This window comes from Pseudonocardia sp. Ae331_Ps2, from assembly GCF_001932405.1.
In the GTDB taxonomy this organism is placed as follows: Bacteria; Actinomycetota; Actinomycetes; order Mycobacteriales; family Pseudonocardiaceae; genus Pseudonocardia.
Genome location: NZ_MCIM01000001.1, coordinates 6,065,563 through 6,075,932, shown reverse-complemented (window position 1 = coordinate 6,075,932; position 10,370 = coordinate 6,065,563). Strand labels below are relative to the sequence as shown.

Annotated in this window: 13 protein-coding genes; 10 read left to right on the top strand and 3 right to left on the bottom strand. The window is 73.3% G+C overall.

The window, feature by feature from the left end:
* A partial coding sequence (locus Ae331Ps2_RS28350; protein ID WP_217695650.1) for an MFS transporter occupies positions 1-395 on the bottom strand: 395 nt, incomplete at its 3' end.
* Positions 396-409: 14 nt separating this feature from the next.
* Here Ae331Ps2_RS28350 and Ae331Ps2_RS28345 point away from each other — a divergent pair.
* Complete coding sequence (locus Ae331Ps2_RS28345; RefSeq protein ID WP_020627992.1) at positions 410-1,078, top strand: dihydroorotase family protein; 669 nt, start codon at positions 410-412, stop codon at positions 1,076-1,078.
* A gap of 10 nt (positions 1,079-1,088) precedes the next feature.
* Here Ae331Ps2_RS28345 and Ae331Ps2_RS28340 read toward each other — a convergent pair whose 3' ends face one another.
* Positions 1,089-1,532, bottom strand: a complete 444-nt coding sequence (locus tag Ae331Ps2_RS28340) for a nuclear transport factor 2 family protein (RefSeq protein WP_075305578.1) — start codon at positions 1,530-1,532, stop codon at positions 1,089-1,091.
* A gap of 51 nt (positions 1,533-1,583) precedes the next feature.
* On the opposite strand from Ae331Ps2_RS28340, the gene Ae331Ps2_RS28335 reads away from it, so the two are divergent.
* The gene (locus Ae331Ps2_RS28335) at positions 1,584-2,396 is read left to right on the top strand and encodes an IclR family transcriptional regulator (RefSeq protein ID WP_143510336.1); all 813 of its coding nucleotides are present in this window, start codon (positions 1,584-1,586) and stop codon (positions 2,394-2,396) included.
* Between the two features lie 31 nt (positions 2,397-2,427).
* Complete coding sequence (locus Ae331Ps2_RS28330) at positions 2,428-3,399, top strand: DUF3048 domain-containing protein (protein WP_075305580.1); 972 nt, start codon at positions 2,428-2,430, stop codon at positions 3,397-3,399.
* Positions 3,400-3,418: 19 nt separating this feature from the next.
* On the opposite strand, the gene Ae331Ps2_RS28325 is transcribed toward Ae331Ps2_RS28330, so the two are convergent.
* Positions 3,419-3,907, bottom strand: a complete 489-nt coding sequence (locus Ae331Ps2_RS28325; protein WP_075311529.1) for a (2Fe-2S)-binding protein — start codon at positions 3,905-3,907, stop codon at positions 3,419-3,421.
* 286 nt (positions 3,908-4,193) lie between these two features.
* On the opposite strand from Ae331Ps2_RS28325, the gene Ae331Ps2_RS28320 reads away from it, so the two are divergent.
* From Ae331Ps2_RS28320 to Ae331Ps2_RS28290, 7 genes are all read left to right on the top strand, one after another.
* Positions 4,194-4,565 carry a helix-turn-helix transcriptional regulator gene (locus Ae331Ps2_RS28320; RefSeq protein ID WP_075305581.1) on the top strand — a complete coding sequence of 124 codons (372 nt, stop codon included), beginning with the start codon at positions 4,194-4,196 and terminating at the stop codon, positions 4,563-4,565.
* Positions 4,566-4,593: 28 nt separating this feature from the next.
* Positions 4,594-6,024: a substrate-binding protein gene (locus Ae331Ps2_RS28315; protein ID WP_075305582.1), complete on the top strand. Its 1,431-nt coding sequence runs from the start codon at positions 4,594-4,596 to the stop codon at positions 6,022-6,024.
* A 125-nt stretch (positions 6,025-6,149) separates the two neighbouring features.
* Positions 6,150-7,694: an amidase gene (locus Ae331Ps2_RS28310; RefSeq protein ID WP_075305583.1), complete on the top strand. Its 1,545-nt coding sequence runs from the start codon at positions 6,150-6,152 to the stop codon at positions 7,692-7,694.
* Positions 7,691-8,395, top strand: coding sequence for a nitrile hydratase subunit beta (gene nthB, locus Ae331Ps2_RS28305; protein WP_020625489.1), 705 nt, complete (start codon positions 7,691-7,693; stop codon positions 8,393-8,395). Before Ae331Ps2_RS28310 ends, nthB begins: the two co-directional genes overlap by 4 nt.
* A gap of 3 nt (positions 8,396-8,398) precedes the next feature.
* Entirely contained in the window at positions 8,399-9,031 is a 633-nt protein-coding gene (gene nthA, locus Ae331Ps2_RS28300) for a nitrile hydratase subunit alpha (protein WP_020625488.1), read from the top strand.
* On the top strand, positions 9,028-9,438 hold the full coding sequence (locus Ae331Ps2_RS28295; RefSeq protein ID WP_020625487.1) for a nitrile hydratase accessory protein: 411 nt from the start codon (positions 9,028-9,030) through the stop codon (positions 9,436-9,438). The genes nthA and Ae331Ps2_RS28295 overlap by 4 nt, the downstream gene beginning before the upstream one ends.
* A 53-nt stretch (positions 9,439-9,491) precedes the next feature.
* Positions 9,492-10,367, top strand: a complete 876-nt coding sequence (locus Ae331Ps2_RS28290) for a hypothetical protein (RefSeq protein WP_075305584.1) — start codon at positions 9,492-9,494, stop codon at positions 10,365-10,367.
* Positions 10,368-10,370 lie beyond the last annotated feature (3 nt).

Sequence of the window (10,370 nt, the reverse complement as noted above, 5' to 3'; positions counted from 1 at the left end):
AGTGCGCCGACCATGCCGCACGCCCACGGCGCGACGGAGAACGCGCCGGCCTGCTTGACGCTGAGCCCGTAGGCGTCGGACAGGAACGAGGGCAGCCAGTACATGAAGCCCCAGAACATGAAGCCCCAGGCGAAGTAGCCGCCGGCGACGACCCAGAGGTTGCGGTTGGTCAGCAGCGGGCGCCACCGCACCCGGGAGCGGCCCGGCCCCGCGTCGGGCTCCTGCCCGGCGGCGATCAGCTCCCGCTCGGCGGCGTTCACCCGCGACGACTCCTCGGGCAGGTCACGCAGCAACGCCAGCGCGAACACCGCCCAGACCGCGCCGAAGATCGCCAGGGTCCAGAACATCCCGCCGCCGTGCTGACCGCCGAGCTGGCCGAACCGGCCCTCGATCACGGTCGGCGGCCCGGTTGCCGACGATCAACCTGCTGCACCTGTCGTCGGCCAAGGCGATGGAGGCGGCGATGCTCATGGCCCGGGCGTTCCCGCACGTGGACTTTCGCCGCGAGGTGACGATCGGCCACCTGCTCGCCGACGTCACCACCGCGGACGGGGTCGGCGGCAAGGTCAACCCGCCGCTGCGGCCCCGCGCCGACGTGGAGAAGCTGTGGGAGCACCTGCTCGCCGGTGACGTCAGCTGGGTCGTGTCCGACCACGCCTGCTGCAAGGAGGAGAAGAAGTTCGGCGCGGACCGCGACGACGTGTTCGCGGCGAAGTCCGGCTTCGGTGGCACCGAGTACCTGTTGCCCGGCCTCGTCGGCGAGGGTCGCAAGCGCGGCCTGTCGATGTCCCGGGTCGCTGAGCTGGTGTCCACCAACCCGGCCCAGCGCCTCGGGCTGCCCACCAAGGGCGACATCGCGCCCGGGTTCGACGCCGACATCGTGCTCGTCGACCCCGACCGCTCGGTCGTGGTGGACCCGGCCGACTCGGAGTCCACCCAGGAGTACACGCCCTTCCGCGGGATGGAGATCGGCGCGACGGTCGAGACCACCTTCCTGCGGGGCAGGCGGATCTTCGACGGCGGCACGGTCTGTGGGCAGCCGACGGGGCGCTACCTGCACCGCCCCACCGGCCGGTGAACCGGGCGGGTCAGCCCGCCTTCAGCGCCTCGTTGCGGGTCACCGTCCACGCGACCATCGCGCTGTCGAGGTAGGCGCGGACCTCGACGATGCGGGCGTCGGGCTCGGGGGAGTCGAAACGGCAGACCCAGCAGTAGTCGTTGTCGAAGGGGGCTCGGTCGAGGGTCGTCGACGTCGCGTGCAACTCGGCGACCGTGACGTCTCCCGCGACGTGCAGGTCGACCACCTCGAGCCGGACCCCGTCCCGCATGAGCGGGCTGAGGCGGTCGAAGGTCGCGGTGGTGAAGGCGGTCTTGGACGCGTAGTGCCCGGCGAGGGGATGGGTGCCCTCGACCGTCCAGGACACGTCGTCGGCCACCCGCTCGAAGAACGCCGCGGCCGTGGCGGGGTCGGCGAGGTGGGCGAACAGCTCGGTGCGGTCGGTGATCGTTTCGGAGATCGCGTCGTTGTGCATGGATCCAGTCTGGAGTCGGGCGACGGCGCCGGACGACCTAAGTTGCACCTCGTGACAACTACGCCGACGACGTCGGTCCTCGCACGCTCGGTCGTGGTCCTGGAGACGCTGGCGGGGATGGAGCAGCCGGCGGCGCTGCCCGCCGTCGCGGAGCGGCTGGGCGCACCGGTCAGCCAGACCTACCGCGTGCTGCGGGCCCTGCAGGAGGAAGGTTTCGTCGACCACGTCGGCCGCCGGGGGTACCGGGTCGGGACCCGGGCGATCGGGCTGGGTGCGCTGCTCGGCCCCTGGCCCGAGCTCCGCGCGCTCACCTACCCGGTCCTGGTCCGGCTCGCGGGTGGTACGTCGTTGAGCGCGCGGCTGCACGTGCGCAGCGGCTACGACCGGGTCCTGCTGCTGGCTGCCGTGCCTCCGCACGACCACGACCCGTCGTGGCGGACGCGGATCGGCGAGCGGTCACCGCTGACCCGGGGGTGCAGTGGCCGGGCCATCCTCGCCCACCTTCCCGAGTCGGAGATCGAGGCCGTCCTGGGGGCCCGCGCGGGGGAGGAGGACGGCACACTGCGCACGGAGCTGCGCCGCATCCGCGGCGACGGGTTCGCCTTCTCCTCCGCCGCCAATCACGCCGGTCGGCGTGGGATCTCGGTTCCGCTGACCTCGGCGTCGGAGGTGATGGGTGCGCTGTCGCTGTCCGGGCCCCAGGCCGCCGTCGACGAGGACGGTCTCCGGAGGCTCGCGGGCACGGTGCGGGCCGCCGCCGACGACATCGCGGGTCCGCTGTCGGCGATGCTGGGCCCCGACGCGACCCGACGCCGGTACGCGCTCGACGTCCTGCCGCCGGAGCACCCGCGGCTCGACCGCTGACGCACGGGCGGCGCGGGAGTACCGTGCGCCGGTGCGTGCACATCCGGTGGTCGCGGCCCTTCTCGGGCTGGTGCTGACGGGCGCCGTCGGATGCGCGCCGTCGCCCGCGGTCCCGGTGCCGGTGACCGCTCCGGCGACACCGGCACCGCTGCTGTCACCGCTCACCGGGTTGCCCTCCGAGCCGGGGGCACGGGTGTTCGCCGTGAAGATCGACAACACCGCGGCGGCGCGCCCGTGGGACGGCGTCGAGGCGGCCGACGTCGTCTACGTCGAGCCGGTCGAGGGTGGTCTCACCCGGCTGCTCGCGGTGTTCGCCTCGCAGCTGCCGCGCTCGGTGGGGCCGGTGCGCAGCGCCCGGGAGACCGACATCGGCGTCCTCGGCGCCTACGGCCGGCCCGCCCTCGTCTTCTCCGGCGCCGCGCCACCGGTCATGGACCGGCTCCGCGCCGCCGCGGTGGTCCCGGTCGTGTCCCGCGACCTGCCGGAGGCGTTCCGGCGTGACGACCGGCGGCCGGCGCCGCTGAACGTCTACGTGGACCTGACGGCACTGCGCGGACGGGTGCCGCAGGCGGGGCCGGTCCAGGACATCGGCCTGCGCTTCGGCCCGGCGCCGGACGGGGGAGCCCCCGTCCCGCAGCGCTCCGTCCGGGTCGGGGCCACCACCGTCACCGTCACCTGGAGCGCGCAGGACGACACCTGGACGGTCGCGACCGGCGACCGGACCGCGGTCTCCGGTCCGGACCGGAGACCGGTGCGGGCGGACACGGTGGTCGTGCAACGGGTCGCCGTCGCCGAGTCGTCGGTCCGCGACAGCGCCGGCTCGGTCTCCCCGATCGCGCTCACCGTCGGGGCGGGCGAGGCCGAGGTCCTGCGTGAGGGTCGTTCCTTCCCCGCACGGTGGTCCCGTCCCGCCGTCGCCGACCCCCTCCGTCTCACGACCCCCGACGGCCGTGAGATGCCCGTGCGTCCGGGGCACACCTGGGTGCTGCTCGCCGCGCGGTGACCGGCCGGACGGGCGGCCGTCACCCCTCCCTGTCCACCGGGGCCTGTGGTGCGGGCTCGCCGCGCAGCACGGCCGCGGCGCTGCGGACGGCGTCGACGATGAACTGGTACCCCGTGCACCGGCAGATGTTCCCCGAGATCGCCGCGCGGATCTCCTCGTCGCTGGGATCGGGGTTCTCCGCGAGGAACTCGGTGACCGTCAGCAGGATGCCGGGCGTGCAGAACCCGCACTGCAGGCCGTGGTGACGCCAGAACGCCTCCTGCAACGGATCCAGCTCACCGCCCTGTGCGAGTCCTTCGACGGTGGTGACCTCGCCGCCGTCGGCCTGGACCGCGAGGGTGCAGCAGGAGCGGGCCGTGCGGCCGTCGAGCAGGACGGTGCACGCCCCGCACACCCCGTGCTCGCAGCCCAGGTGGACCCCGGTGGCGCCGCAGTCGCGGCGCAGGAAGTCGGACAGGGTGCGGCGCGGCTCGACGTGGTGGCGGACCGGCTGCCCGTTCACCGTCATGCGCACCGGACGTGCGGTGTCGGTGTGCTCCCCGGCGGTCCGGTCGGTGTCGGTCGGCGGGTGCTCGACCTGGTTACCGCGGGGGCGATCGACCCGGGCGTCGGGCTGGTCGTCGGGTGGCGCGAGATCCCGCGGGCGGCCCGGGGCGCTGCGCGGACGGACGGCGCCGGGCCGGGTCGTGGTCGACCTGACCCGGTGAGTCACCCGCACTCGGTCCCGGTGGCCGTGGGCACAGGACCGCGACACGGGCACGCGTCCCGGAGCGGTTCACGCTACTATCCCTGACGTGTCATCAGATCATGACGCTTCGGGCGGCGGCAAGGAAGCGGGCCTCGCCTTCGACGCGCTCGCCGATCCCGTCCGCCGGGAGATCCTCACGGTGCTCGCCGAGCAGGAGGAGTGCAGCGCCGGAGACCTCGCCGAGCGCATCACCTCCGTCGGGCGCACCGCGGTGTCCACCCACCTGCGGGTGCTGCGCGTCGCGGGGCTGGTCACCGAGCGACGCTCGGGCCGGTTCCGCTACTACGCGATCGATCCGCACGGTGCGGCGGCCGACGTGATCGCCCTGCTGCGGGCCTTGTTCCAGTCGACCCTCGACGAGATGGGGGCGGCGGTGGAGGATCAGGGCATGACGTATCGGGCCGACGCGACCGGATGACCGGCGTGTCGTCACACCGGCGCTGACCGTGGGGTCGATCGCGCTCGCGGTCGAGAGGTTCGCCGCCGCGGCCCCGACGGTGGTCTTCGACCGGTTCGGCACCGAGGGCGCCGGCTGGCTGTTCGACGCGGTCTGCGACCGGGTCGTCGTCGGTGCCCCGGTCGCGCTGCGCGCACCGATCGCCGGCGGGCCCCCGGTGGACGTGCTGGGCCGGATCAGCGACCTGCGTGTCTCCCGGGCCATCACCATCACCCACGACCAGCCCTGGCGGGGCCGCATCCGGCTGCGGTTCGACGACGCGCCCGGTGGGACCCGCGTCCGGCTCGACGCCGAGATCGACCGCCGTGGGCTGGAGTGGCTGATGCGCCGCCGCGGCCATCCGCTGCCCGACGGCCCCGCCGACGGACCGCGGATCGGGGTGATCACCAGCCGTTCCGGGTCGGGCAGCCTGTTCGCCTCGGCCGTGGGGAACGTGGCCGCGCTCGCCGTCGAGGAGATCGACGCCTCGGGCGGGATCGGGGGGCGACCGCTGGAGCTGCTGGAGGCCGACGACGCCACCGACCCCGGCACCGGGGCCCTGGAGGCGATGCGGCTGGTCCGGGCCGGCTGCCGCACGATCTTCCTGATGACGACCTCGGCGACCTACCACGCCGTCTCGGCCGCCCTGTCCGGGCAGGACGTGCTGGTCGTGCACACCAACATGAACGAGGGCGGCGGGGAGTCCCGTCTGCGGATCCGGCTGGGGGAGCGGCCGGCCACCCAGCTCGCGACGGCGGCCCGTCCGGTCATGCGCGCGGCCGGCGGCCGGCGCTGGTTCCTCGCGGGCAACGACTACGTGTGGCCACGCTCGGTCAACGCCGTCGCCCGCGAGATCCTCCCCGGCCAGGGGGCGGTGCTGGTCGGCGAGGGGTACGCCCCCCTCGGTGGCGGTGACGTCACCCCGCTCGTCGAGCGGATCGCCGCATCGGGTGCCGACGTCGTGCTGAGCACCTTCGTCGGCGCCGACGCCGCGGCCTTCGAGCGCCGGTGCCACGCGATGGGGCTGCGGGACCGCACGGTGAGCCTGGGGCCCGCCATGGACGAGGCGACCCTCGAACGGATCGGGTCGGCCGCGGCCGAGGGGATCCACGGGGTGTCCGGCTACTTCCAGCACCTGCAGACCGAGCGCAACGGGACGCTCCTGGAGCGGTACCGGCAGCGGTTCGGGCGGTGGGCGCCGCCGTTGTCGTCGCTGTCGGAGTCGATGTTCGAGGCGATCCACGTGTGGGCCGCGGCGGCCCGGAAGGTCCGCTCGACCGACCCGGTGGCCGTCGCCGACGAGATCCGGCGCGGCCGCTACGACCTGCCCCGCGGGACCCTGGACCTGCACGGCGAGCACCACGTCGACCAGCCGCTGTACCTGGCGGAGGCCCGCGGCACGACCTTCGGCTCGATGGGCGACGGCCCCGCGCACCCCTGACCACGCCGTGTTGCCGGCGTGGGTCGCCGTGCTTCCGGATCTTGTCAATGTGTCTGCAAGCGTTGACACGATGAGGGGTCGGTCCTAGGTTTCTCGCATCCCCCGACGTGAGGAGCACCACCCCGATGGCGATACCCCCTCCCGACGCCGCCCGGTTGGCGGCGTTGAACGAGCACTACGCGTTCGGTCTGTCCGAGGCCGAGCTGGCCGAGTTCGGCCCGGCGGTCGCCGCGACGCTGGCCGCGTCCGACCGCGTCGAGGAGCTGTACACCGCGAGTGCGCCGACCGCCCCGCAGCGGGTGTGGTCGGAGCCTGCGGACAACCCCCTCGGTGGTTGGTATGTGACGACGTCGGTGCCGGGTGCCGCCGAAGGTCTGTTGGTCGGGCGCACGGTGGCGTTGAAGGACAACATCTGTCTGGCCGGGGTGCCGATGACCAATGGGTCGGCGACGGTCGAGGGTTTCGTCCCGTCGCGGGATGCGACGGTGGCGACCCGGCTGTTGGCGGCGGGGGCGAGGATCACCGGGAAGTCGGTGTGTGAGGACCTGTGTTTCTCGGGTGCGAGTTTCACCTCGCGGCCGTGGCCGGTGCGCAATCCGTGGGACACCGGCCGTAATGCCGGTGGTTCGTCGAGTGGGAGCGCGGCACTGGTGGCATCGGGTGCGGTGGATCTGGCCGTGGGTGGTGATCAGGGTGGTTCGATCCGGATCCCGAGTGCGTTCTGCGGGACGGTGGGGCACAAGCCCACTCACGGGCTGGTCCCCTACACCGGGGCGTTCCCGATCGAGGCCACGATCGATCACCTGGGTCCGATCACCCGCACGGTGTCCGACGCCGCACGGATGCTGACGGTCCTGGCGGGTGTCGACGGGCTCGACGCCCGTCAGCCCACCGAGCTGGACCCGGTCGACTACCTCACCGCACTGGAGACCTCGGCGGCGGGGTTGCGGGTGGGGATCGTGGTCGAGGGTTTCGGCCGCCCGGAGAGCGACCCGGCCGTCGACGAGGCCGTGCGTGCCGCGGTCGGTGCTCTGGCCGGGGCCGGGTTGGTGGCGGAGGAGGTGTCGATCCCGTGGCATCTGGACGGGATGGCGGTGTGGAACGTCATCGCGACCGAGGGTGCGGCCTACCAGATGGTCGACGGTAACGCCTACGGCATGAACTATCCGGGTCTCTACGATCCGGAGCTGATCGCGCACTACCACCGTCAGCGCCTCGCCCGGGGGGCGGAGTTGTCCAAGACGGTCAAGCTGGTCGGGCTCTCGGGTGGCTACACCTTCGGCCACGGGGGCGGCGTCTACTACGGCATGGCCCGCAACCTCGCGTTCGAGCTGCGTGCGGCCTACGACCAGGCGTTGAGTGGTTATGACGTGCTGGTCATGCCGACCCTGCCCTACACCGCGCCGGAGCTGATCGGGCTCGATGCCGGGTTGGACACCTATCTGCCGACCGCGTTGGGGATGGTCGGCAACTGTGCCCCGTTCGACGTGTCCGGTCACCCCGCTGTCTCGGTGCCGGCCGGGCTGGTCGACGGGCTCCCGGTCGGTCTGATGATCGTCGGCCGGCGTTTCGACGACGCGACCGTCCTTCGGGTCGCGCACACCTTCGAGCAGGCCGTCGGCGGCTTCCCCGCCCCACCGGCCCTCGCCACAGTAGGAGGACAGCAGTGAACGGAGTCTTCGACCTCGGCGGGACCGACGGTCTCGGACCTGTCGAGAACGACCACATGAGCGAGCCCGTGTTCCGCGCCGAGTGGGAGAAGCGGGTCTTCCCCATGTTCGCCCAGAGCGCGCGTGCCGGACTCTTCAACGTGGACCAGTTCCGCCACGGCATCGAGAAGATGGACCCGGCGGAGTACCTGCTCTCGAACTACTACGAGCACTGGATGCACACGATCGAGCACTACGCCGAGGTCGCGGGCATCCTCGACCCGGCCGATCTCGAGAAGCGCACCCAGTACTACCTGGAGAACCCGGACGCGCCGCTGCCCGAGCGCGAGACCGACCCCGAGATCGTCGAGTTCGTCGACTGGGCGGTCACCAACGGGTTCCCCGCCAACCGCGAGTCCGACAAGGAGGCCCGGTTCTCCGTCGGCGACGAGGTCGTCATCGGGAACGAGAGCCCGTACGGACACACCCGCCGCGCTCGCTACATCCGCGGGCACCGAGGCGTGATCACCGCGGCGCACGGCACCTTCCTCTACCCCGACACCGCCGGCAACGGCCTCGGTGACTGCCCCGAGCACCTCTACACCGTCAAGTTCACGGCCGCCGAGCTGTGGGGTCCCGAGGCCGCGGACCCCAACGGCGTCAACTACTTCGACGTGTGGGAGCCCTACCTCACCCCCGTCCCCGCCACCCAGGGAGCCTGACCCATGACCGCGAACCCCACCGACACCCCGCTCCGCACCCAGGAGGAGATCGCCGCACGGGTCAAGGCCCTGGAGTCGGTCCTCATCGAGAAGGGTGTCGTGACCACGAAGGCGGTCGACCGCCTCGTCGAGGTCTACGAGAACGAGGTCGGTCCGCAGCTCGGCGCGAAGGTCGTCGCGAAGGCCTGGACCGACCCGGAGTTCAAGGCGCGTCTGCTCGCCGACGCCTCCGCGGCCTGTCGCGAGCTGGGCATCGGCGGCCTGCAGGGCGAGGAGATGGTCGTCGTCGAGAACACCGACACCGTCCAGCACGTCATCGTCTGCACCCTGTGCTCCTGCTACCCGTGGCCGGTCCTGGGCCTGCCGCCGAACTGGTACAAGGCGCCGCCGTTCCGGGCGCGCATCGTCCGCGAGCCCCGCAAGGTCCTCGCCGAGGACTTCGGCTACCCCCTGCCGGACTCGGTCGAGATCCGCGTCTGGGACTCCAGCTCCGAGCTGCGCTACTGGGTGCTCCCGCAGCGCCCGGCCGGCAGCGAGCACCTGTCGGAGGAGCAGCTCGCCGCGCTCGTCACCCGGGACTCGATGATCGGGGTCGGAGCGCCGAAGCCGGTGGTCACCGAGGCGGCCGGGGCATGAGCGAGGGGGTGCGCACCGACGCCACCGAGCTGGGCGACGCCCGCCGGCGGATCGAGAAGCTGGTGTGCGACATGCCCGGCGCCGACAAGCCGTTCTCCGAGCCGTGGGAGGTGCGGGCCTTCGCGATGGCCGTCGCCGCCTACCACGAGGGCCACTACGAGTGGAGCGAGTTCCAGCTCTCGCTGATCGACTCCATCCGCTCGTGGGAGAAGGGCGACGGCGGCGAGCCGTGGAGCTACTACCTGCACTGGCTGGAGGCGCTGGAGACCACCCTGGCCTCCAGCGGCGCCCTGTCGGACTCCCTCGCCCTCGACGAGCGGACCCGCCAGGTCCTGTCCACCCCGCGCAACGCCAACCACCACGAGGCGCGGCGCGAGCCGGTCGCGATCTCGCCGGCGACGCGCTGAACCCGGTCGCCGGCCCGGTCCGTCTCCCCACGGACCGGGCCGGTGCCGTCGTCATGACGCCGCTCCCCGCATCCGCGCCCGCCGACGGCGGACCCGGCACGGTGCCGGTCTCGCGCGTGCCGCTCGGGCCCCGCTTCGTCGCCCGGTCCGGTCGTCCACAGGGCTGGTCCCCGGCCCACCGGGTCCTCGGGCCGGAGCTGGACGACACCCTCGACCGCGTCGCCGACGAGCGCGGGACCGACCGCCGTGCCGTCGCGGCGGTCCTGCTGCTCGACCGCTACGCCCTGCGCCTCACCGCCCCGGTCCTGGCCGCGTTCCACGAGCTCGACGTCCTGCTCGACGCCCGGCCGGAGGTGGTCTCCCTCGGCCCGGACCCCCACGCCCCGGGCTGGCTCGCCCTCGCCGCTCCCGGGCGCCCCGCCCGAGGGGACCGGGCGGCGCTGCGGGCGTCGCTGCTCGACGGGGCGCTGCTGCCACTCGCCGACGACCTCGCGGTACGGACCCGGGCCGGGCGTCGCACGCTGCGGGCCGCGGTCGCGCACGCGGTGGCGCTGAGCATGCTGCACCTGTCCTGGCGGCGCCCGCGTCCCGACGCACTCGTCGGGCCGACCCGGGCGCTGCTGCACGACGCCGGGCTGGGCGGTCTGGTCGTCGTCGGTGCGGTGCGCGTCGACGGCACCGACTGGATGTCGGTGCGTCGCCGGGCGTGCTGCCTCGCCTTCCGGACCACCTCCGCCGCCGGGCGGTACTGCGGCGCCTGTCCGGTACGACCTGCCGCCGCGGTCGAGTCCGACCTGGCCGCCGCCGCCCGCTCGTTCCGCGCCCGCGCGGCGCCGGACCCGCGGCCGACCCCGCCGAACGCCCTGCCGAACCCGCTGCCGAACGCCCTGCCGAACTCGCTGCCGAACCCACCGGGGAGCACACCGTGATGC